At 47.5% G+C, this 23,342-nt stretch carries 21 protein-coding genes and 1 other annotated feature (1 of these 22 running past the window's edge); of the genes, 14 read left to right on the forward strand and 7 right to left on the reverse strand.

Going from position 1 to position 23,342, the window contains the following annotated elements:
- Positions 1 to 75: a binding site (T-box leader), on the reverse strand; it reaches 197 nt to the left of the window's first position.
- A 195-nt stretch (positions 76 to 270) separates the two neighbouring features.
- The 3 genes from FGB90_RS01000 (at position 271) to FGB90_RS01010 (ending at position 2,489) form a co-directional block, all read left to right on the forward strand.
- Complete coding sequence (locus FGB90_RS01000) at positions 271 to 1,410, forward strand: dicarboxylate/amino acid:cation symporter (RefSeq protein WP_138808712.1); 1,140 nt, start codon at positions 271 to 273, stop codon at positions 1,408 to 1,410.
- Positions 1,411 to 1,528: 118 nt separating this feature from the next.
- Positions 1,529 to 1,825 carry a hypothetical protein gene (locus FGB90_RS01005; protein WP_138808713.1) on the forward strand — a complete coding sequence of 99 codons (297 nt, stop codon included), beginning with the start codon at positions 1,529 to 1,531 and terminating at the stop codon, positions 1,823 to 1,825.
- A gap of 91 nt (positions 1,826 to 1,916) precedes the next feature.
- Positions 1,917 to 2,489 (forward strand): peroxiredoxin family protein, encoded by a 573-nt coding sequence (locus tag FGB90_RS01010; RefSeq protein WP_171051651.1) that lies wholly within the window; start codon positions 1,917 to 1,919, stop codon positions 2,487 to 2,489.
- A 465-nt stretch (positions 2,490 to 2,954) separates the two neighbouring features.
- On the opposite strand, the gene FGB90_RS01015 is transcribed toward FGB90_RS01010, so the two are convergent.
- From FGB90_RS01015 to FGB90_RS19530, 4 genes are all read right to left on the reverse strand, one after another.
- Positions 2,955 to 3,953, reverse strand: a complete 999-nt coding sequence (locus FGB90_RS01015) for a sodium:calcium antiporter (RefSeq protein WP_246055999.1) — start codon at positions 3,951 to 3,953, stop codon at positions 2,955 to 2,957.
- A gap of 283 nt (positions 3,954 to 4,236) precedes the next feature.
- The gene (locus tag FGB90_RS01020; protein WP_138808715.1) at positions 4,237 to 4,794 is read right to left on the reverse strand and encodes an HD domain-containing protein; all 558 of its coding nucleotides are present in this window, start codon (positions 4,792 to 4,794) and stop codon (positions 4,237 to 4,239) included.
- A gap of 448 nt (positions 4,795 to 5,242) precedes the next feature.
- On the reverse strand, positions 5,243 to 5,623 hold the full coding sequence (locus tag FGB90_RS01025; protein ID WP_138808716.1) for a hypothetical protein: 381 nt from the start codon (positions 5,621 to 5,623) through the stop codon (positions 5,243 to 5,245).
- 663 nt (positions 5,624 to 6,286) lie between these two features.
- On the reverse strand, positions 6,287 to 6,454 hold the full coding sequence (locus FGB90_RS19530; protein WP_171051652.1) for a hypothetical protein: 168 nt from the start codon (positions 6,452 to 6,454) through the stop codon (positions 6,287 to 6,289).
- A 206-nt stretch (positions 6,455 to 6,660) separates the two neighbouring features.
- Here FGB90_RS19530 and FGB90_RS01030 point away from each other — a divergent pair, with 206 nt between their 5' ends.
- The 7 genes from FGB90_RS01030 (at position 6,661) to spxA (ending at position 15,020) form a co-directional block, all read left to right on the forward strand.
- Positions 6,661 to 8,508 carry a UbiD family decarboxylase gene (locus tag FGB90_RS01030; protein ID WP_138808717.1) on the forward strand — a complete coding sequence of 616 codons (1,848 nt, stop codon included), beginning with the start codon at positions 6,661 to 6,663 and terminating at the stop codon, positions 8,506 to 8,508.
- A 188-nt stretch (positions 8,509 to 8,696) separates the two neighbouring features.
- On the forward strand, positions 8,697 to 9,923 hold the full coding sequence (locus FGB90_RS01035; RefSeq protein WP_171051653.1) for a putative glycoside hydrolase: 1,227 nt from the start codon (positions 8,697 to 8,699) through the stop codon (positions 9,921 to 9,923).
- A 527-nt stretch (positions 9,924 to 10,450) separates the two neighbouring features.
- Positions 10,451 to 11,746, forward strand: a complete 1,296-nt coding sequence (locus FGB90_RS01040; RefSeq protein WP_138809918.1) for an argininosuccinate synthase — start codon at positions 10,451 to 10,453, stop codon at positions 11,744 to 11,746.
- Positions 11,695 to 13,083 (forward strand): argininosuccinate lyase, encoded by a 1,389-nt coding sequence (gene argH, locus FGB90_RS01045; protein WP_138808718.1) that lies wholly within the window; start codon positions 11,695 to 11,697, stop codon positions 13,081 to 13,083. The genes FGB90_RS01040 and argH overlap by 52 nt, the downstream gene beginning before the upstream one ends.
- Positions 13,084 to 13,425: 342 nt before the next feature.
- Positions 13,426 to 13,995: a GNAT family N-acetyltransferase gene (locus tag FGB90_RS01050; protein WP_138808719.1), complete on the forward strand. Its 570-nt coding sequence runs from the start codon at positions 13,426 to 13,428 to the stop codon at positions 13,993 to 13,995.
- A 40-nt stretch (positions 13,996 to 14,035) separates the two neighbouring features.
- A complete protein-coding gene (locus FGB90_RS20045; protein WP_268877395.1) occupies positions 14,036 to 14,167 on the forward strand; it encodes a hypothetical protein in 132 nt (43 codons plus the stop codon).
- 451 nt (positions 14,168 to 14,618) lie between these two features.
- A complete protein-coding gene (gene spxA / locus FGB90_RS01055) occupies positions 14,619 to 15,020 on the forward strand; it encodes a transcriptional regulator SpxA (protein ID WP_138808720.1) in 402 nt (133 codons plus the stop codon).
- Between the two features lie 267 nt (positions 15,021 to 15,287).
- Here spxA and FGB90_RS01060 read toward each other — a convergent pair whose 3' ends face one another.
- Positions 15,288 to 15,965 carry a TerC family protein gene (locus tag FGB90_RS01060; protein ID WP_246056001.1) on the reverse strand — a complete coding sequence of 226 codons (678 nt, stop codon included), beginning with the start codon at positions 15,963 to 15,965 and terminating at the stop codon, positions 15,288 to 15,290.
- Between the two features lie 289 nt (positions 15,966 to 16,254).
- Here FGB90_RS01060 and mecA point away from each other — a divergent pair, with 289 nt between their 5' ends.
- From mecA to pepF, 4 genes are all read left to right on the forward strand, one after another.
- On the forward strand, positions 16,255 to 16,905 hold the full coding sequence (mecA, locus tag FGB90_RS01065) for an adaptor protein MecA (RefSeq protein ID WP_138808722.1): 651 nt from the start codon (positions 16,255 to 16,257) through the stop codon (positions 16,903 to 16,905).
- A 145-nt stretch (positions 16,906 to 17,050) separates the two neighbouring features.
- Complete coding sequence (cls, locus tag FGB90_RS01070) at positions 17,051 to 18,562, forward strand: cardiolipin synthase (protein ID WP_138808723.1); 1,512 nt, start codon at positions 17,051 to 17,053, stop codon at positions 18,560 to 18,562.
- A 131-nt stretch (positions 18,563 to 18,693) separates the two neighbouring features.
- Positions 18,694 to 19,947, forward strand: a complete 1,254-nt coding sequence (locus FGB90_RS01075) for a competence protein CoiA (RefSeq protein ID WP_138808724.1) — start codon at positions 18,694 to 18,696, stop codon at positions 19,945 to 19,947.
- 217 nt (positions 19,948 to 20,164) lie between these two features.
- Positions 20,165 to 21,982 (forward strand): oligoendopeptidase F, encoded by a 1,818-nt coding sequence (gene pepF, locus FGB90_RS01080; protein ID WP_138808725.1) that lies wholly within the window; start codon positions 20,165 to 20,167, stop codon positions 21,980 to 21,982.
- An 81-nt stretch (positions 21,983 to 22,063) separates the two neighbouring features.
- Here the strand turns inward: pepF and FGB90_RS01085 are convergent, their stop codons facing one another.
- Entirely contained in the window at positions 22,064 to 22,249 is a 186-nt protein-coding gene (locus tag FGB90_RS01085) for a hypothetical protein (RefSeq protein WP_138808726.1), read from the reverse strand.
- A 151-nt stretch (positions 22,250 to 22,400) separates the two neighbouring features.
- Positions 22,401 to 23,327: a ClpXP adapter SpxH family protein gene (locus FGB90_RS01090; protein WP_138808727.1), complete on the reverse strand. Its 927-nt coding sequence runs from the start codon at positions 23,325 to 23,327 to the stop codon at positions 22,401 to 22,403.
- Positions 23,328 to 23,342: the final 15 nt, after the last annotated feature.

The following is a 23,342-nucleotide window of genomic DNA, read 5'->3' on the forward strand; positions in this document are numbered from 1 at the left end:
CCTGTCTGCTCACAGCGGCCGCAGACTCTCTGAAAAGGCACTTTGGAGTTTACTCTTCTCTCTCATCGCACAAATGTATTGAAATCATTATAGCGTGTGCCGGACCCGGATGCAAGCGGGTAATTAACTGAATAATCGAACTTTTACTTTAGTGCTTGAAATTTCTGCAGAAAACAGGCAAGATAATAGCCATGTTCATAAAAAAGACAAATGTTCATGTGTGGAGGACAATCCGCGTGTGAAGCAAGAAAGGGAAGGGGAGAAAAGAAGATGAAGCTGATTCTGAAACTTGTGGCAGGTATTGTCGCCGGTATTCTCATTGGTCTGTTGGGGGTTGACTGGCTAACGCAGACTTTCGTCACAATTCAGGTACTGTTTGGGGAATTTATTAATTTTATTATTCCATTTATTATTTTGTTCTTTATTGCCGCAGGGGTGTCCAAACTTGGCGGGGGCTCGGGCAGACTGGTAGGTGCCACAGTGGGGACGGCGTACATCTCCACGATTCTCGCCGGTATTTTTGCTTTTTTTGTGGCCATTGCTGTGGTTCCGCGTCTTTCCACAGAGCAGGCTCCTGTTTCTGACGGAGACGGCCTCGCACCGTTCTTTGAATTCCAGCTCGATCCTCTGATGGGAGTTGTGACAGCACTTGTGGCGGCATTCGTATTCGGTATTGGTGTCGCTAAAACAAAAAGTGCCACACTGATGGCGTTTTTTGAAGAAGGCAAGGCAATTGTGGATCTGGTGATCAGAAAAATCATCATCCCGTTCCTTCCGGTTTATATCGCAAGTATTTTCGTTGAAATTGCAGCAGAGGGTGAAGTGTTTAACACCCTGAGCGTGTTCGGTGTCGTCCTGCTTGTGGCGATTGCTTCTCACTGGATCTGGCTGACAATCCAGTTTATAACAGCAGGTGCACTTACGGGACAGAACCCGTTTAAAGCACTGAAAATCATGCTGCCGGCCTACTTTACGGGTCTGGGTACAATGAGTTCAGCCGCCACGATTCCGGTTACGCTTGAACAGGCCAAGAAAAATAATGTGAGGGAAAACGTGGCGAACTTCGCAGTCCCGCTCTGTGCGACGATTCACCTCTCCGGCAGTGTCATTACGATCGTGGCAACCTCCGTGGCGGTCATGAGCGTCCTTGGAGACTTTTCAGTGCCGACGTTTGGCATGATGCTTCCCGTAATTATGATGCTGGGAGTTATTATGATTGCTGCACCGGGTGTTCCCGGCGGGGCGATTATGGCGGCGATCGGAGTTCTCTCCACGCAGCTTAACTTTACAGAAGCGGCTATCGGTCTCATGATTGCGCTCTACATGGCACAGGACAGCTTTGGTACAGCTACAAACGTTACCGGTGATGGCGCCATCAACATGATCGTCAACCGTTTTTCAAAAGAATAACTTCCCAGATGTACCGGAAAGCCGCTCAGCTTTTCCGGTGCATCTTTTTTTGTTTTCATCTTCCGGCTTCCGCTATACTGAACAAAGAGCAGACAACAGCGGAAAGGAGATCAAGGGTATGCTTATCAGATTTATTCAGTACGCCCTGATTGCCGGAGCGGCAGGACTTGCTGTCTACGGCGTGGCCGGGACTGAATCACACTTGCCTATTTACGGCGCCCTCATCCTGCTTGGCGGGGGATTTCTGATCCGCTCGATCAGGTTTCGCCACCATATAAGACGGACTGAAGAGCCGGACATGATCCCCTACACTTTTTTAAAACGCTACAGGGATTATGAAAAATCCGAGGTCAGTAAGGAAGACGAGGAAAATCTGCGGAAAAAATACAGCGCAAAAGAGCGGAAAAAGGACTGAATATGTCCCTTTATTTTGCACATGTGGGAACATGCATGAACCTGTCCCCCTGGACATACCTATGTAGGAGAGATGAAAAGGGGGAATGATTATGAGAATTATTCATCTGCGCAAATGGCCGCTCATTATCACCTGCCTTCTGCTGGCTGCGGGAGCTTTCTGGGCTTCACAGTCGGAACACGACTGGGCGCAGTCCCAGCGTGCCATGGTGGAAGCGGATGCCGAAGCTCCGGCAGCAGGGGTTCAGGAAGGAGAAACAGTCTCTGATATTCAGCTTCCTGATAAAAACGGGGAAAGGCAGAGTCTTTATGATTTAACAGACGGAAAAAAAGCAGCTGTCGTTTTCTTCACTACCTGGTGTGAAGTCTGCACCGAACACTGGGGCGGGCTTCAGGAGCTGAAGCAGGCCGGTAAGCTTGAGAACACGGAGATTGTTGGAGTGCACCTGAAATCCATCGACGACGATGCTGATCTCCACGATTACTTCTCCGGATGGGAGAGCCTTCCGATTTTAGTGGACGGCGATGGGAAAGTGAAAAAGCAGTTTGAAATCATCGGCATGCCGACGGTGTACCTCGTGGACGAACAGAATCAGATCCAGCGCCGGGTGCTGGGACCGCTTACTCCTCATCTTATCGAAAAAGATCCGTTTTTTGCGGAGTAAAAACTGTCTTTCTTCCTGAGAAAGTGGATGGTGTGAAGGCGCATAAGATCAGCTTCATCATCACCCCTGGACAGTAGGCAGGACAGCCTGTTGAATGCAGGAAATCACTGAAGGCTTCACCTGGCACAGCTTCAATGAAATCATTGACGGTAAAAGCAGCATCATTTTCCGGGAGGTTACAGGTCCATAAGGATACCTCTGATTATGTTGGTTATAGTAATTTTAACTTTATCAGAAGGTATCCTTTTTCGTTACATATTCGTTGATTGTTCAAAAATCACGAGACGCCTGCGGGAAAAGCAAGCGCGGAAGATCCGCCGGGGCGCTTTTCCCCGGCTAGCTGAAGCCTTGCCCGCGGCAAGCGAGTGTATTTTGAAAAATCGACAGTTATAATTCTAAACACAAAAAAGGCCCTCACCATCGGTGGGGGCCTCAATAGTCATTCCCAGGGGTGCTTTCCGGCTGTCAGAAAATCACATACGTAGCCACAAAGTAAACCACAATCAGCACAATCGACGGCACAACATAAAGCCGGCTCCGGTCGCTGTACCTGGCGTACAGAAGATGGGCGATGACGATCAGATTCAGCATAATCGCAAACAGTGCCGTCACCGCAATGGCAGGACTCACTGCTGCAAGAATCGGTCCGGAGCGGAACAGAATATCCGCCAGCACAAGAATAAGCATATTAAAAACGTTACTGCCCAGAATGTTCCCGACAGCCATATTGTAATTTGCCAGTCTCAGGGCCACGAGAACCGTGACGACTTCCGGAAGGGAGGTGGCTGCCGCGATGAGAAAACTTCCCACAAAGCTGGCATCGATCCCCGTAATAAGCGCGATCCTCTCACCGGATACAGTCAGAAGGGAACCGGATGCGAAAATGACCGCCGCACTGATGGCGAAACCCCGTTTTGCCTTTCGGAGTGTGACGTTTTGTCCCTGGAACTCTGCGGCAGCACTGTCTTCTTCAGCAGCCGCTGCAACTTCAGGCACAGCCCGCTCATGTGCGCTCATTTCCCGCATGGCCAGACCGTAAAAAAGGACAAGAGCTGCCGTTTCTATTCCCACACCGAATACAGAGACGCCCGTAGGAACGAGAATGGTGACGAGGACAAGTCCCATCAGGCCGAGCCCTGCAACAGCGTTCAGCTGGTGGCCGCTGTGGATCTGCGCAAGTAGTTTGCGCCTCCGGTAAACCACATCAAATACAGCCAGAATGAGCAGGTTAAAAAGGTTACTCCCCAGCACGTTCCCGACAGCAATGTCCGGGCTGCCTACGATTATGGCAGTTGTACTGGTGGTCACCTCGGGCAGGCTGGTGGCTCCTGCGAGCAGAAGCACTCCGACCATCATCCCCCCAAGTGAAGTCCGTTCACTGATCACATCCGCATAAACTGATAATTTTACCGCTGCGTAAACTGTCACAGCAGCAGCTATAGCAAAAACTGCAAAAGGGATCATAACCATTTCTCCTTTTTTGGACATAAAAACAGACCTTCTTATGAAAGGCATCTCAAAAACACTGAGATTACTTTCATAAAAAGGTCTTGCGGACTTATGCCTATTCGCATGAGCTCAACGGACCGGGCACAGTGTGCCGAAGTGACGACCCGTCAACCGGCTTCCCGGTCGCTACTCCCCTTTTTTGATGGAGCTGTTTTCTACTATCAATCTAGCATGACTGTGACGGGCCGTCAACGGAAACTTTCCCGTATCGATACAGGAAGGTACAAAGAGGGCCCAATCAGGACACGGAGGCTGACTGAGCCAATGCAGATTTCTGATTTTCCGATTTTAATGCCTGCTCAACGAGCCGGTCCAGTTTTCCGAGGCGTTCTTCGGCTTCTTCATCACTGATCGTTTTGTAATGATGTTTTCCGCCCGGTTCCTCATCTTTCTTGTCTGCAAGGGCCACAACGTGCTGAAGCGGATCGAGCTTCAGGTCTCCTTCAGGAAGGTAGGAATCGGTGTGCAGAAGCACTGCCAGGGCAATTTTCTTGGCATTTACAGGGTGCTCGCCCAGGCGGATCAGAAGTTTATGGGCACGCTCGGCACCTTTGATCGCGTGAATATCGTTTTCCTTATAAAGAGAGTAGTCCCATTTGCCGTTTCTGTACCAGGTGTAGTGCCCAATATCATGAAGAAATGCGGCTTTTACGGCAAGATCCGGATTTACGTCATGGACTTTTGCCAGCCTGAATGCATATTCGGAAACTGCCACAGCATGGGCAAGGCCTGATCTCTTTACAAACTTCTGCGTAACCTCATGGTTGAGGATCTGTGTAAGCGTTACTCGTTCCATCGTTTTGACCTCCTTTAATTTTTTGTTTATCACAACAGCAGAATCCTAAACATCAACAACCTTAAAAAAATATATTGTTATAGATTATAAGGAGACTCAGGCGGCGTGTCAATCATTTTTTCAGCAGCTTACACCGTCTGTTTAACAGGTATGAGGACTCGCCTCAAAACATGACCCCATCCCGGACGCAGTGGGGATTCTTAAGAAAGCTGAAGCGCATCTGCCAGACTAAGAGGAGAGGTTCTGTTTTCTTAATAGAAATCTGTATCCGGAAAGATTGTTTTTTTATGACGATGCAGGCGGACGTTTTCTGAGGGCATTGCTTCAGCCTCCTGAAAAACACCCTGCGAAGTCTTCTGCTGATACTTTCCCCCTGGAGCCATAAACACTATTAATGAATTGGTTCTGATCCACTCCCCCGTGGAAAAATTCCGACCATCGTTACTATTCACTTGTTCATTAACCAAATCGACAAACCTTTAAATACACCGCGTACAACAAACTGAATAAAGAAATATAACGATGAGGATATAACTATAATCTGGTTAGCGGTAAAGGGGCTAAACCACCAGCTATTTGCAGGATCTATCATTAAGTTCATAAGGATTACCTGCAAAACTATACTTAACAAGCCCCCTGCCACAAACCACCTTAAGCGTATTCGACTTCCTGAAAATCCAAGCAGAATCGCAAAACCTAAATAGAACAATTGCAGCCAATGTGTATATCCAATCCATTCGATTTCCCCAATAAACCGACCATAATAATCTGCATAGAGTATTAGGAACGGGACTGGTAATACACAAAATCCAAAATAAAATATTTTCATATTCTAACTCCCTTCACCTGGTGGCTTTTGATAAAAGCTTGGTTTAATGATGTCTGGGATGCGTTAACGAATACTCCCCCTTTGGGAACTCGTTATCTGAAAGATGGGGCAAATACAATGAACTATTAAGAAAAAATACTTACATAGACCCTTTGGTTTCTTATAAAAAAAGGCTCTGTTAAATCCTAATGTTAATATTTAAAAGTTGATTGGAGCGAACGCGCGACACTCCTGCGGGAACAGCAAAGAACATCTGCTTCATGAGTATGCTGTGATCTGCTTCGACGCAGGCTGCTTCGGAGCTTTTCCTGCAGAGGAAGAAGCACCAACGGAAGACCCCGCAGGGACGAGCGTTTACATCGTGAGTCCACTTCGAGCTGCTTCAACGCAGACACTTCGAAGCGAAACTGGAAGAGGAAGAAGCACGCTAACATCTGTGCGGGCTGCAGTGGTGCCCGCGGAAAGGGAGCGCAGTGAGCGAAAATCAACAACGAACTTTAACAGAGCTTTAAAAAAAAGCTGAATAATCACCTTATCTGTAAGTACCCGCGACACTCCCGCGGAAAGGGAGCCCAGTTAGCGTAAATAAACAAAATACTTTAACACAGCCAACAAAAATAGGATCCGAAGAAGGAAAAAGCCTTCCGGATCCTGGCGCGTTATTTACTTCCTGCTTTCAAGGTGATCAAGCTTTCTGTTTATTTCCTCGATACTCTTTCTGTTTCGTCTTGACGAAACAATAAAATAAACGATCAGTGCCGGAATTCCGATCAGGACAACCAGCGTGATCAGCTGATAGACGACATCGCCCCAGTCAATGACTAAAAGCACACGAAAACCTCCCGATGTATGAACTATCGACAGTTTATCACAGGAGAACAGTTATATTCCATAAAATTCCTGAAGTTTTCCCCTTACCTTGAAACTGATCTTTTTGAGTCGGCTTTACCTTCCATTGCATACTCTCGGGAAAGACAATTTATCTCACAGACGATATAATGGGAGAAACATAACTTTACTGCTGGGAGTCTGAAACAATGTATCAAAACCTCGAAGAATGTATTCTTGATCTTGAAAAGCACGGACATTTAATCCGTATCCGTGAGGAAGTTGACCCGCACCTTGAAATGGCCGCCATACACTTAAAGGTCTATGAAAACGGAGGGCCGGCTCTGTTATTTGAGAACGTAAAAGGTTCCGAATTTCCTGCTGTCTCGAACCTGTTCGGGACGCTTGAACGGAGTAAATTCATCTTCAGAAAAACATGGGATTCCACACAGAACGTAGTGGCTTTACGAAATGATCCGGTAAAAGCCCTTAAAAATCCATTTAAACATGCCCGTACAGGCCTGGCCGCTTCCAAGGCGCTTCCCTGGAAAAAGCGTTCGGGTCTGCCGGCTGATTTTAATGAGATCTCCATTTCCGAATTACCGCTGATTCAGCACTGGCCTGACGATGGAGGGGCTTTTGTGACGCTTCCTCAGGTTTACAGTGAAGATGCCGACCGGCCCGGTATTATGAACGCCAATCTCGGAATGTACCGGGTGCAGCTGAGCGGGAATGACTATGAGCTCAACCGGGAAATCGGGCTGCACTATCAGATTCACCGTGGAATTGGTGTACATCAGGCGAAAGCAAATAAAAAAGGGGAACCGTTAAAGGTGAGCATCTTCGTCGGAGGGCCCCCTGCCCATACACTGTCAGCTGTCATGCCGCTTCCTGAGGGCTTAAGTGAAATGACTTTTGCAGGCATGCTTGCCGGACGTAGATTCAGATACAGCTATGAAGATGGTTACTGTATCAGTCATGATGCTGACTTTGTGATAACCGGAGAGATTTACCCTGATGAAACAAAGCCGGAAGGACCGTTCGGGGATCATCTCGGCTATTACAGCCTGACCCATGAGTTCCCTTTGATGAGAGTCCATAAGGTTTACGCAAGAAATAAAGCCGTCTGGCCCTTCACTGTTGTCGGCCGGCCGCCCCAGGAAGATACATCCTTTGGAGACCTGATCCATGAGTTAACCGGTGATGCGATTAAACAGGAGATTCCGGGTGTGAAGGAAGTACATGCAGTGGATGCGGCAGGCGTTCATCCGCTTCTTCTGGCCATTGGAAGTGAACGGTATACCCCTTATCAGCAGGTGAAACAGCCGGCGGAGCTGCTTACGATCGCAAACAGGATCCTGGGAACCGGACAGCTGAGCCTGGCCAAGTATCTGTTTATTACAGCAGAGGATGAACAGCCGCTGGATACACACGATGAAGCGGCGTTTTTCCGGTATATCCTGGAGCGGATCGACCTGCAGCGTGATATTCACTTTCAGACGAACACAACCATCGACACCCTTGATTATTCCGGGACAGGCCTCAACACCGGAAGCAAGGTTGTATTTGCCGCCTATGGGGATAAAAAGCGGGAACTGTGTGAAGAAGTACCGGTTGTATTAAAAGAGCTTCCGGGAGTTACAAATCCCCGTCTTGTCATTCCCGGCGTCATTGCCGTTCAGGGGTCTGCTTTTTCAACGTATGAACAGGCAGAGGAGGAAATAAAGGCGCTGAGCTCAGCCATTCAGCAGAAAGAAGGAGACACCGGAACGTGTCCCATGATTCTTCTCTGTGATGACAGTGACTTTGTAAGTAATTCCATCGCTGATTTTGTCTGGGTTACATTTACGAGAAGTAACCCGTCACACGATATATACGGCGTAAACAGCGGATATGAAAATAAGCACTGGGGCTGCGACAATGTCATTATCGATGTCCGGATTAAACCTCATCACGCCCCGCCGCTTATTGCCGATGAGAGTGTTGAAAAAAATATCAGGCGATTTTTTGAAGCCGGAGCCGATCTGGCTGACTATAATGGAAAGAAAGAAGAATAACGTTTATTACGAGTATCCTGCGGGGTACTCTTTTTTTATTTTGAGTGAGGATTCAATGCTTCGGATAGAGGAAATGATAAATTGACCGAACGGAAAGCAGAATAGTCATTGGTTAATATCTCCTTCCATTGTATAATGGTGGCAAAGGGGAAAAGCCCGGTTACATATTATGAAAAGGTAGTGAAAAGATGGGGAAAAAATTCAGATTCACGGTCGGCGCGATTGCTGCAGGGTTTGCAGTCTGGCTGTCTGGGACAAATGCAGGGTACGCAGAGGAAAATGAGACAGTGGTTATGGGGGAGCATGGCACCAAGGAAACGGCGCTGGAAGTACGTGAATGGCCGGAGAGAGTGGCACGGTTCGGCTTTGATTCAGGGTACACGTTTGAATACCCTGATGCGGTCCGCGGTATTTTCGTGACGGCACATTCAGCGGGGGGCTCCCGGATGGATACCCTTATCGATCTGATGGACAATACGGATCTGAATTCCATGGTGATTGATGTTAAGGATGATGACGGCTGGCTCACCTACAAGCCTGACGAAGGTTCACCGTACGAAGATATCTCAAAAAACTTCATCAGCAATCCGGAAGCAATGATGGAGAGACTGGAAGAGCATGAAGTGTATCCGATTGCCCGGGTTGTAGTATTCAAGGATACGGTGCTGGCCGAGAAAAAGCCTGAATGGTCGTTTACAAATGACGACGGGTCTGTCTGGAAAAACAGACGGGGTGAGGCCTTCGTCAACCCGTTCCTGAAAGAAGTGTGGGACTATAACGTGGATATCGCCATTAAGGCTGCGGAAATGGGCTTTCAGGAGATTCAATTCGACTATGTGAGGTATCCTGAAGGGTTCGAACGCCGGGATGAAGACCTGAATTATGATGTCGGAGAATACAAAGACAGTGAAGGAGACAACGTACAGCGACGCGTTGATGCGGTCACCGATTTTGTTGAGTATGCCAATGAACGGCTGCAGCCTTACGATGTGGATGTGAGTGTGGACATCTTCGGCTACACGGCAACGCTTCCGGAAGCTCCGGGGATCGGCCAGAACTTTACCCGGATTTCCGAGCACGTGGACGTGATCAGCTCTATGATTTATCCGAGTCACTGGACGGCACATTTCGGTCTGGACAAGCCGGATCTATACCCATACGAACTGGTAACGGAATACATTAAGCTTGAAAACGACAAACTTGCAGAGCTGGACGAGCCGCCGGTTTCACGTCCATGGCTGCAGGACTTTACGGCCTCTTATCTTGGAGCAGGTAATTACATCCCTTACGGAGTCGATGAAGTGGAAGCACAGATTCGTGCCCTTTACGAAAACGGCGTTGACGAGTTCCTGCTCTGGAATGCCGGCAACCGCTATACCAAAGGCGTGGATTACCTGGTCGGAAAAGAGGACTGAACAGGTTCCTGAAAGCTGTTTTCGGAAAAGATTGTTGTTTTATTCCACTGCAGGCGGACGCTTTCAGCGGGCAGGGCCTCAGCCTCCTCGGGAAAATCACCCTGCGGGGTCTTCTGCTCCTGCTCTTCCCGCCGGAGTCGCCGCCTTTCGCTCTATAGTTAATTTGATTAATAGAAACAATCTATACGAACACAGCCTTCTTGAATGAAAAGCCTCAGGAAACATTCCTGAGGTTTTTTTATGATTTTTTTGAAAAATGGGTTGAATAATTATCTCTTTAATCTTATAATCATACCATCGACCAAACGGGAGGGAGGAACGGATATTGATGGATAAGCCCAATCGTTCCTGTGTTTTCCGCCGTGAACGGCGCAGGTTTCAACAGGGTAAACAGGCACGCCGCCGCTAACATTGAATAAATAGTGAATGAACATTATTTTTTTAATTAGAATGTATAAAAACAATATTTCGAGGATTTTTATACAAACAATAATAATCAGACAGAAGGGGAGATCACTGTGAATAACATGCATACAGATTCGCTGCACCAGCAGCACGAAGGAAATAAACCGGTTGTCATTCTGGCCTACTCCGGGGGCCTTGATACATCCGTGGCTATTAAATGGATCGAAGACCATTACGGCTACGACGTAGTAGCGCTGGGAATTGACGTAGGTGAAGGGAAGGACCTCGACCACATTAAGGAAAAGGCCATTCGCACAGGGGCAAAAGAGGCCATCGTCATCGACGGGAAAAAGGAATTTGCCGAAGAATACATCCTTCCCGCGCTGAAGGCAAACTGCCTATATGAAGGGAAATATCCTTTATCCTCCGCCATATCCCGTCCGCTCATTTCCAAAAAGCTCGTTGAGGCGGCGCACGCTCATGGAGCAGTGGCGGTTGCGCACGGCTGTACGGGAAAAGGAAACGATCAGGTACGCTTTGACGTGTCCATCCAGGCACTTGATCCGTCCCTGAAAGTTGTGGCTCCTGTGCGTGAGTGGGGAATGAACCGTGACGAGGAAATCGCCTATGCCATGGAAAAAGGCATAGATGTCCCGGTCAACACAGAAAAGCCGTTTTCCATTGATGCGAATATCTGGGGCCGCGCGTGTGAAGCGGGAGTTCTGGAGGATACATGGGCGGAGGCCCCCGAAGAGGCTTTCGAATGGACGGCTCCTGTTTCCATGACCCCCGATCAGCCTGAATATGTTGATATTGAATTCAAAAATGGGGTGCCTGTGGCTCTTAACGGGGAAGAGATGGATCTCGTTCCCCTTATTGAAAAGCTGAATCTGCTTGGCGGGGCCCACGGTGTCGGTCGGATCGATCACGTGGAAAACCGTCTCGTTGGGATCAAGTCACGTGAAGTGTACGAAAATGCAGCTGCACTTATTCTGATTCAGGCACATAAGGAACTGGAACTTCTCACTCTGCCACGTGAAGTGACCAAATATAAAACCGGAATTGATGAGAAAATGACAGAGCTGATATATGAAGGCCTCTGGTTCTCGCCTCTTAAAAAAGCACTGGAAGCTTTTATTGACGAAACCCAGAAAGTAGTCAGCGGGACGATAAAAGTGAAACTGTTCAAAGGCATGCATACTGTAGTGGCAAGAAAATCACCGAACAGCCTTTACAACGCGGACCTGGCTACCTACTCCAAAGGAGACGCCTTCGATCACAAGGCTGCAGAAGGATTCATTAAACTCTTTGGGCTTTCAACGAAAGTGTACGCCGATGTACACACGGAAAAAGGAGGTGCTGCTGCATGTCAAAACTCTGGGGAGGACGTTTCACAAAAGACACAAATGAACTCGTAGACCGTCTCACTTCTTCCATCGGCTTCGACCAGAAACTTGCTGAAGAGGATATACAGGGAAGCCTTGCCCATGTACAGATGCTTTCCGAGCAGGGGATCATATCAGGAGAGGAAGCTTCCCTCATCCGTAAGGGCCTCATTCAGGTGAAGGAAAAGATGGACCGGGGTGAACTGGAGTACTCCGAGGCTGATGAAGACATCCACATGAACATTGAAAAATTTCTGATTGATGAAATCGGACCGGTCGGCGGAAAACTGCACACAGGCAGAAGCAGGAACGATCAGGTGGCAACAGATATGCATTTGTATTTGAAAAAGCATACACAGACTGTAATTGAATTAATTGAGTCTGTGCAGGGGGCCCTTCTGAAACAGGCGGAAGACCATATTTACACGATGATTCCGGGCTACACCCATCTCCAGCGTGCCCAGCCGGTCTCGCTTGCCCACCACCTGCTTGCTTATTTCTGGATGCTGGAAAGAGATAAGGAGCGGTTTCTGGACAGTATGAAACGGGTGGATCTATCACCGCTGGGAGCCGGCGCCATGGCCGGTACCACTTTTCCCATCGATCGTAAAAGAACGGCGGAAATTCTCGGTTTCTCGGGCGTTTATCCAAACTCCATGGATGCCGTCAGTGACAGGGATTTTATTCTGGAGTTCCTCAGTGCCTCTTCGATCATGATGATGCACATCTCGAGGCTCTCTGAGGAGCTTGTGATCTGGAGCAGCCAGGAATTTAACTTTATTGAGCTCGATGACGCTTTCTGCACCGGTTCCAGTATTATGCCGCAGAAGAAAAACCCTGACGTTCCCGAACTGCTTAGAGCAAAGACAGGGCGCGTGTACGGCGACCTGATGGGGCTGCTCACGGTTCTGAAGGGACTCCCGCTTGCCTATAACAAAGACATGCAGGAGGATAAGGAAGGAATGTTTGATACAGTGGAGACGATCGAAGGGTCCCTTGGCCTGCTTGCTCCTCTGATCGGTTCAATGAATGTAAATACGGACGCAATGAAAAAGGCTGTTACTACCGATTACAGCAACGCGACGGACCTGGCCGATTACCTGGTCAAAAAAGGGATGCCTTTCAGGGAGGCACATGCTGTGACAGGCCGTATTGTACTGGACGCGATCCAGAAGGGGCTGGTGCTGCTGGAGCTTGATCTTAACCATCTGAAAGAATTCAGTCCGCTGATCGAATCGGATGTTTTTGAAGCTGTTTCTCCTGAAACCGTCGTCGGCAAACGGGACAGCGAAGGAGGGACTGCTTTTTCCGAGGTCGAGAAGCAGCTCAGCCTGGCAAAGGAAAAACTGAAACTTCAGGAACAGGGCTGATTACATGCCCTCGAGCCTCACTGCGCAAGGAACTGACCCTTGTTTCAGCAGACATGAAAGAAAGGAAATGGCCCGGGAAGAAACATACTCTTCCCGGGTCATTTTTATTTCTGCTTTAGTGTATTAAGACGTTAGTCTGATCACAGGTATACGAAATCAGGAGGATGCAAGCGCTTTTCTTACCTATCTGCCTGTGTACGCCTCTTAGTTGGAAGTACCACATTGTTTATTACCTTACCGCCGCTCCTCGTATTTTGTCATTTGGCCTTTTTGGCATATAATATAGGTAGAGAAGCTCTGCAGAGCCCCACCGCAGAGCAGAAATGATGGAGGTAACGGACAATGAACTGGTATGACAAACTCAATCAGTATTTTCCGGTCGAGGAAATGAAATCCAAGGAGCACATGGACCTTCTCCTGAAGGAAAAGAAAGACATCTATAAAAAGGATGAAAGCGAATACCATGTGCTGATGTATGTGGAAGCGAAGGATTTTATCTTCATTGACTATCTGTTCGTTTCAAAAAAAGCGCGGGGAATGGGAATCGGAAAAAAGCTGCTTGATAAGCTTAAAAGCAGGAATAAGCCGATCATTCTCGAAGTGGAACCTGTGGACTATGAAGATACGGACACGGAAAAACGTCAGCGGTTCTACAAGCGTGAAGGTTTTGAACATGCCAAGTCAATCGGCTACCGCAGACGTTCACTTGATACAGGGAAAATTAATGAAATGGAAATTTTGTACTGGTCACCGACGAACGAAACGGAAGAAAGTATCTATAATAAAATGAGACAGACATACGAAACGATTCACACCTATAAGGACGAGGAACTGTACGGTGAATCGTATGAAGATACAGATAAAGTATTTACGTTTGAAGAGCAGGAAGAAAAAGCTCGGCCGGAGGCATAAGCCGTTTTACGGCCGGAATAAAAAAAGGAGTGAGTTTTCGATGAAGGGTAAAGAGAAACGTCGCAAAAACCGTAAAAAGCAGTTGTGGCAGGACCTTTTAAAACGGAAATGGAACGAAGTCAATCGGATCCCGCGGCGTGAGCCTACGTCTCAGTCGAAAACGATCGCCTGACGTCCGGCTGCCGCAGCTTTAATTCTAAAAAAGAGTGAAAAACTGTTCCCGGGCCCCCGGGGGCAGTTTTTCCATGTTATAATTGTAGATGCAGGTTGAGAATACATAAACGTAAGTGATAATGAAAGGGCTCTCATTAAGGGCTGCACTTATTGTACACCGGCAATGCTTCGTTTTTTTACACCTTAGTTTGTTCAGCATTTCTCATACAAACCGAGAAAAGTCGCGAACGTGTTTAGATACCTTCAAAACGTGGTATATACTATATAATTCTGCTCGTAATAAGTTATACACGTTGTATAAGGTCCGTATAAGTTTTTTTGACAAAAACATATGGCCAAATTAAAATTATTATTGTATAATAAGAGTTGTAACCTTCACACAAGAGAGAGCAGACAATGTGCTTTTTTATACATGGAACTTACAAGAATGGAAGGGAGAATCGGTTTACATGGTAACGTTGTTCACATCGCCAAGTTGCACTTCTTGCCGAAAAGCTAAAGCGTGGCTTCAGGAGCACGATATCGAATTTGTGGAACGTAACATCTTTTCCGAACCATTATCAGTGGATGAAGTTAAAGAGGTGGTCCGCATGACAGAGGACGGCACCGATGAAATTATATCCACAAGGTCCAAGGTCTTTCAGGAACTTGAAGTGGATATCAACGATATGCCGCTTCAGGATCTGTTTCAGCTGATTAGTGACCATCCCGGCCTTCTGCGCCGTCCGATCATCCTGGACGAGAAGCGCATCCAGGTTGGCTACAATGAAGCTGAAATCCGCCGTTTCCTGCCGCGTAAAGTCAGAACGTTCCAGCTTCAGGAAGCAGCTAAAAAACTTGTAAACGAATAAGTACAAAAGCCTTCTGTCAAATGCAGAAGGCTTTGTGTTTTTTCAGTAAGCTGTGTTCGTATAAATTGTTGTTAATTATGACTCCAGCGACGAGCGATTACTCCGTGAGTTATCTTCGAGTTGCTTCGACGCAGTAGACTTCAGAGCATAACAGGCAGAGGAAGAAGCAGGAAATCTTCCTGTGCTGAAGCGATGCCCGCGGAAAGCGTCCGCCTGCAGCGGAATAAAACAAAAACCTTTCCGAAAGCAGCTTTTCAGAAGGTAAATTCAGGAAGCCTGGATGACGATGACATTCCTGACCTTATTTCTCAGCCAGCCGACCAGCAGGATCGCTGTTGTAAGGGCGCCTGAAAACGCATAAACGGGAATGCCGTGGTCCAGCAGCCAGAAATAGACAAACGGCTCATGGACAATCATTCCGGCGGCGGTGAACGTTAAAACTCCGGCGCCCATATATAATATGGAAGGAACCTTTTTCATCGCCCACAGGATAAGACGGCTGCCCCAGATAAGGATGGGGATGCTGATGACCAGGCCCGTCATGACGAGAATGATATTTCCGTCCGCCGCCCCGGCTACAGCAAGGACGTTGTCAAACCCCATGACAATATCGGCAATAACGATCGTTTTTATAGCCGCGATTATCCCGGTTGAGCCTGCGATATTTGTCTCCTCTTCGGGGGCCGTCAGCAGCCTGTAGGCAATATAAAGTAATAAAATGCCCCCAATCCCCATTAAATAGGGTATAGACAATAAATGAATGGCAATAACGGTTAACAGACCTCTTGCCGCTATGGCGAAGAGAATACCGATAAAAATGGCTTTATTTCTGAGGTGAGGAGGGAGCTTCCGGCAGGCCATGGCAACCACAATGGCATTGTCACCTCCCAGAATCAGATCAATTCCGATTATTGTAAGTAATGCGACAAAAAAATCTGAATTCAATGGTTGATTCCTCCCCTCATAAACGATAAAATCAGTTAAAATCATAAATTTCCGGCGGTGCAGGCCTGTTCAAAAACTCATTTCATAATACCTTATACAACTTGTACCAGAATCAGAACCGGCAGGCAGAGAGAAGATGAATATAAGCAGGACTATTTCATTTGAACCGTAATTCTTTTAAAATGGAGTTAAGCCCGGTTGATTGAAACCACATCATTCAGGGTAAACAATGAGAACAGCGAAGGCAGATTGGCGTGCACCAATTCTCAATCGGAAGGGTGAGCAGCACATGGAGATCGAACGTGTAAATGATACAACATTAAAGTTTTTCATCACATATAAAGATATTGAAAAACGTGGTTTTGATAAAGACGAGATCTGGTATAACCGCGAGCGGGGAGAAGAGCTCTTTTTCGAAATGATGAACGAGGCGAACGACCAGGAAAATTTCGAAATCGATGGTCCTCTCTGGGTTCAGGTTCATGCACTTGAGCGTGGTCTGGAAGTAATCGTTACCCGTGGGCAGGTTAATGACGGCAACGTTAAGCTGGAGATCCCGGTAGGCGACGAAAAAGATGCGCAGAGTGTGGATGATAATATTGCAGAAATGCTTGAAGGCCGTGTCCGTTCAGAGGATGAAGACGGTGAAAAGGAACTCACACTCAGTATTGTCATCGGTTTTAACGACTTTGAAGATGTGATCAGCCTGAGCAAGGCTTTTGACGAGGAAGTCGAAACAAGTCTTTACCATTTCGAAGGCCGCTATTATATCTACGTTACACTTGACGAACGTTTTACGGATGAAGAGCAGGATAACCATCTCAGCCGCATGCTGGAGTACGGGTATGAATCAGATATTACGATCCACCGGATCCGGGAGTATGGAAAAGAGATCGTAGGAGACAATGCCCTGAAGGTGATCAGCGGGCAATTCAATTAAAAGGGAGCCGATTGTACGTCGGCTCTTTTTTTTGTCTCCATTACATTCCTGAATGTGGCAGACGCAGCATACTGAAAGAGACCGATTTGCGTTATAATGGAAAAAGAACAAACTCCTGTTGAGACAAAGAGAAGAGGGAGAACGGATGTTAAAGAGACTGCAGGTTATTCTGTTTCTGGCCATCGTTGTAGCAGGATTATTTCTGACACGTGAATACTGGGAAGGCTGGCTGGTAGGCTGGGCATCGATTTTCTTCTCACTGACAGCCTTCTTTATCGCTGTCGTCATCTTTTTTGAAAACCGGAACCCGACGAAAACGCTGACGTGGCTTATGGTACTCGGTGTCTTCCCGGTACTCGGCTTTATCTTCTATCTTATGTTCGGTCAGAATTACAGAAAAAGAAGATCCTTTACCAAAAAGGCGATTATGGATGAACAGGCCTTCTATAAAATCGAAGGAAACCGTCCCCTGGATGAAGACCAGCTCGGCCTGATGCGCGGGAATCAGCAGAAACTGTTCCGCCTGGCCCATCGCCTTGCCAACAATCCCATTTCGTTTCAGTCTGATACCAGGGTGCTCACTGACGGGAAGGAAACATTCGCCTATATTAAAAGAGCTCTCAATGCAGCTGAAGAGCACATTCACATGGAATACTATATTGTCCGTGACGACGGACTCGGCCGTGAGATCAAAGACATTCTCATGAAAAAAGCCCGGGCAGGGGTTGAAGTGCGGTTTCTTTATGACGCTGTAGGGTGCTGGAAACTGCCGAAGGGGTACATACAGGAGCTCCACAGCGCAGGAGTGGAAATGGTGCCGTTTGCCCCTGTTAAGCTTCCTTTCTTTACAAACAAGATCAATTACCGGAATCACCGGAAAATCATTGTGGTCGATTCGAACAGCGCGTTTATCGGCGGGCTGAATATTGGAGATGAATATCTGGGGAAAAGCAGTTATTTCGGCCATTGGCGTGATACCCATCTTATGGTGAGAGGAGAAGCGGTGCGCAGTCTGCAGCTTATTTTCCTCAGAGACTGGTATTATGTCACCGGGGAAACGGCTCTTAAACCGGGGTACCTCAGCCCTGCACTCCCGGATGCAGATTACGAAGGCGGGGTCCAGATGATCGCCAGCGGTCCGGACAGCCGCTGGGAGGTTATTAAGAAACTGTTCTTTACAATGATCACATCTGCTAAAAAATCAATCTGGATTGCGAGCCCCTATTTTATTCCCGACGAGGACATGCTCTCGGCAATAAAAATAGCGGCACTGGGTGGAATAGATGTCCGGATTCTCGTGCCGAGCAGACCGGACAAACGGATTGTTTTTCACGCGTCACGCTCTTATTTTCCGGAGCTCCTTGAAGCGGGGGTTAAAATCTACGAATACCACAGGGGCTTCATGCACAGTAAAATTATCATTGTCGACAACGAAATCGCTTCGATCGGCACGGCGAATATGGATATGCGCAGCTTTCATCTTAATTTCGAAGTCAACGCCTTCCTTTATAAAACGAGAAGTGTCGAAGCGCTTGCCAGTGACTTTGTTTATGACATGGAGCATTCAAACGTGATCAGACAGGAAACCTTTATCCGCAGGTCGTTTTTCTATAAACTCATCGAGTCAACTTCCAGACTGCTGTCGCCACTGCTTTAATGACAGGGGGAATCGCACTGATTTCAGAGTGCGGTTCTTTTTTTGCCGCAGGTCCGGACGGAAATCCATCGTTTCGCTTGAACGTACGTTCCCCTGAACTGTATAATTAATCCATTCGATGGAGAGGACTGATGCCTATGCTGACAGCGGTCAAAAACGATGGAAGTACCTTTATACTGAGTGACGCCTGGACAAGGAAAGAGCTTACAGAGCTCAGGTTGACCGAGCAGTTCTTCTGCCCGGAATGCGGAGAACCGCTGGTACTGAAGCTCGGTACAAAAAAAGCTTGGCACTTTGCCCACTTGCACTCACCGTTATGTACGGCCTCGATGAAGAAAGAAACGGAAGCACATGTTCAGGGAAAATGGTTTCTTTATAACTGGCTTCGTGAGCAGCACCTTAATCCCCACATTGAATATCCTCTCCCACACCTCGGCAGACGGCCCGATCTCTGTTACAAAACAGAAGAGTACACAGCCGTGATTGAGCTTCAGCATTCTTCCATTCCATTTCAGCAGTTCAGGAAAAGGACAGCGGAATACGAGCAGAACGGATACGCACTGAGGTGGCTGGGCATTACTGAGAACAAATCAGCAGGGCGGGAAACCAGAGTGGATCGTATGTCTGCCCTGGACGGCTTTCTTGCTTCCTGTCCGGCTAACGGCAGTATCCTCAGTCTTTCTGCAGTTTATCTGAACTACGTAACAGGCACCTTTTATTTTCATGGCCCCTTTCTATTCCTCTCTCCCCTTAAAGTCTTTATCCCGGTTACTCCAATACGTGCAGGCGACCTTACAGCAGACCGGCTTTTTCATCCGGAAACGGACAGACTTCAACTTACGGGCCGGGAAGTGGATGACTACTTCGTGCACTGGAAAAAAGAAGTTTCATCTGCGAGAAGTCGGAGGCGTAACGGCAGGCTGAATACCGGGGAAAAATACATTTCCCGTCTGCTCTGCAGTTTTGGAAAGAACCTTTCGACTTTCCCCGCACTGGCATTCATTCCACTTCCATCGCAGTTTTTTCTTCACACCCCGCCTTTACTGTGGCAGTCATGGGTACTTCTTGGATTTATCAATGAGATCAGCCCGGGAATAAGATTCAGTGTGAACCAGCTTGCAGCTTCTTTTCTGCGGCATGCAGAACATCAGCGGTTTATTATTCGGGACCTGCCGTTCGGCAGGAAGGGAATGGCCGTGCTTCTGCTCACAGAATACCTCGATGTTCTCGTCTCTTTTGGCGTCCTCGTTAAAGCAGGAAACACTGTATATGAAGTTGTACGTCATATTACGGTGGAAAAGCCGATGGATATTCTTCTTAAAGACGATGAACATATTCAAAACTATATGAAAAAGTACTGGAAGGAACACTGGTTTAACAGCTGATTATTTCGACTGTCAAAGTTTTTTTCGGAAAAAAGAAGGGATTAAGTGGTGACCGGCGAAGTTAGAGAAGAAGCACTTTTATGCATCCTGGATTGCCGTGATGAACAGAAAGACTGTTCACACATAACGAATCCAGTGATGGATCTGAAGTATAATAAACAGGCGGCTTTAACAAAGCCCGTAAAAAAGTAAACTCATGACATTTGGAGGTGCCGGTATGGCAGAACAGACAACAGCTTTGCCGAAGAGAGAGGAGATTCCCGAAGAACTGACATGGAATCTCGAGGATATTTTTGAAACTGATGACAAGTGGGAAGAGAGTTTTCAGGAAGTGAAAGACATGCTTCCGAAAATGAAAGAATACAAAGGGCACCTTGGAGATTCCGCTGACAAACTTTACGAAGCGCTCAGCTACCAGGATGAAATTTCAAAGAAACTGGGCCGCCTTTATACATATGCCCATATGAGATACGACCAGGATACAACAAACTCCTTTTATCAGGGGCTCAACGACCGGGCATCCCAGCTCGTCTCCCAGGTCAGTAGTACAGCTTCCTTTGTAACACCTGAAATTCTGTCAATCCCCGAAGGAAAACTGAAAGGGTTCGTCGAGGAGCATAAGGATTTAAAGCTTTATGAGCATATGCTCAACGAGCTGAACGAAAACCGTCCTCATGTACTGACGGAAAAAGAAGAATCTCTTCTGGCCCAGGTAAGTGAAGTGACGAGTTCACCGTCCAATACATTCGGGATGCTTAATAACGCCGACATGAAATTTCCGAAAGTAAAGGACGAAAACGGCAGGGAAACAGAGGTTACCCACGGCCGTTATCTCCGGTTTCTGGAAAGTGACGACCGTTCAGTCCGTGAGGCTGCATTTAAGGCTGTCTATGAAACCTACGGAAAATATAAAAATACTTTTGCAAGCACGCTCGGCGGCAATGTGAAAAAGAACCTTTTTAACGCCCGTGTCCGCAACTACAGTTCTGCACGCGAGGCGGCACTGAGCAAAAACCATATTCCCGAAGTGGTGTATGACCAGCTCGTGGACACAGTAAATAAAAATCTTCACCTCCTTCACCGTTATGTTGATGTGCGCAAGCGTGCACTGGGCGTGGACGAACTTCACATGTATGACCTTTACACGCCGCTTGTGAAGGATGTGAAAATGGAAATTTCCTACGAAGAAGCCAGGGAGCTTGTAAAAAAGGGAGCTGAACCTCTTGGAGATGAGTATGTAAGCATCGTTCAGGAAGGCTTTGAAAATCGATGGGTGGACGTGGAGGAAAACGTGGGTAAACGCAGTGGTGCCTATTCTTCCGGTGCTTATGGAACAATGCCTTATATCCTGATGAACTGGCAGAACAATGTAAACAACCTGTTTACGCTCAGCCATGAATTCGGCCATTCGGTACACAGCTACTACACGCGCAAGTATCAGCCGTTCCCGTATGCGAACTACTCCATATTCGTGGCGGAAGTGGCGTCCACGTGCAACGAAGCACTGTTAAACGATCACCTGCTTGAAGTTACGGATGACAGGCAGAAGCGGCTTTATCTCCTGAATAATTTTCTCGAAGGGTTCAGGGGGACGGTGTTCCGTCAGACGATGTTCGCTGAGTTTGAAAAATTGATTCACGAGAGAGCTGCAGATGGTGAGTCCCTCACACCTGACCTTCTTTCTGAGATTTACTATGACCTCAATAAGAAGTACTTTGGGGAAAACATTGTCGTGGACGAGGAAATTGCACTCGAGTGGGCACGGATTCCACACTTCTACTACAATTTCTACGTTTACCAGTACGCTACCGGATACAGTGCAGCAACAACGCTGGCAAAACAGATTCAGGAGGAAGGGGACACGGCCGTCACCCGTTACCTTGATTTCCTTAAGGCCGGAAGCTCCGATTATCCGATTGAGGTACTGAAAAAAGCAGGGGTGGATATGACCTCCCCGGAACCAATTGAACAGGCAATGAAAGTATTCGAGGAAACACTTTCCGAGCTGGAGGAACTGCTTTTTGAAGAAAAATAACCGGTGAAGCTTCAGCCTGCACCAAAAAGACCCCTGCGGAAAGTTCCTCAGGGGTTTCTCTGCATTACTGTCGGGAATCCGTCATCCGTTAAACCCTTTAAAGCGGTGACGGTGGTTGATCGTGTGTGCTGTAAAAACGATGGTGCCTAAAAGAAGAGGCATAGCGACCCATTTGGGAAAGATATTCATCAGACTCAGTAACGTCAGGCAGAAGCTTGCGAGTATGAGAACGACACCGGTCATGATTATGACATTCTGAAACTGCAAGTTGCGACACTCCTTTTTCATCAGCTGGTACCTGTCCTCATTTTATGCAGGAAACCTCCAGTGCATTACATACCCGGGCGTACACAAACAGAAAAAAAGCTGCTTCCTCATTGGAGGAGCAGCTTTTCTCACTGTATGGCTGAGAGCTGAATCAGCCGGTATAACGCCAGAGGTTGCCGGATTTTACCGGAAGACACTTGACTTTCTGCTGAATCTGGAGCTTTTTCATCTCCCGGTCCACTTCTTCGCACGTCATGTTGAACACAACGGCGATTTCTTTTGATGCGCAGAGGGTATAGAACTTTAAAAACCGTTCTATGGAAATAGGCGGACATTTTTCCGGTTCGTAGCCGAGCATTTCCTTCAGAATTCCTGCATACACTTCATAATCGTAGAGGCCGGGTACACTAAGCCCCGGTTCATCTACATCATCATTAAAAAAGACGAGCGTAGGGAGGGTGTTCACGTCCATTTCTCGCGTAGTGCAGGCATCTGCCCGAAGCGCTTTTTCCGCATTTTCAGAGTGGAGATCATGCTGGAACTCGCACAGATCCAGCCCTTTGACTTTTGCGGCCACTTCAAGAAGGACATTTTCGTCTGCAATGTTCTTCTTGTGGCAGAAAAGAGCCTCGCGAAGAATGCGCAGGTACTTCGTTCCGGTTGCACCACCCTGAAGTTCTGCGGCTTTTACAGCCAGTGAAGCTGCATAAGGCATGGAAATCGTCTGTTCGTACCAGACATCCCCGTCACACGGCATCCCTGTACGGGAAGCTGTTTCATCGTAGGCTTTTGCCATCTGCCGCTGGTTGCGAGTGGCTTTCTTTCTGTCGGGGCAGGGCTGCATGCGTCTTGTCTGATTGCCGAGAAGAGTCCGGATTTTAAAATACCTGGAATACTCCATCTGAAGTTTTTTAATAATCGGCTCAAGTGCCCAGCATTCAGGGCAGAGAGGGTCGATAAACATATATATTTCCAGGGGTTTTTTTCCCTGGTTCTGCATGTAAAAGGAAGCTGGTTCCTCCGGACAACAGATCCCTAAGTCGTCATAGCATACGGTGCTGTTTTCTCTGGTTTTCATATGTCGTCCCCCTCC

Origin of the sequence: Alteribacter natronophilus (genome assembly GCF_006007885.1) — a bacterium.
In the GTDB taxonomy this organism is placed as follows: domain Bacteria; phylum Bacillota; class Bacilli; order Bacillales; family Salisediminibacteriaceae; genus Alteribacter; species Alteribacter natronophilus.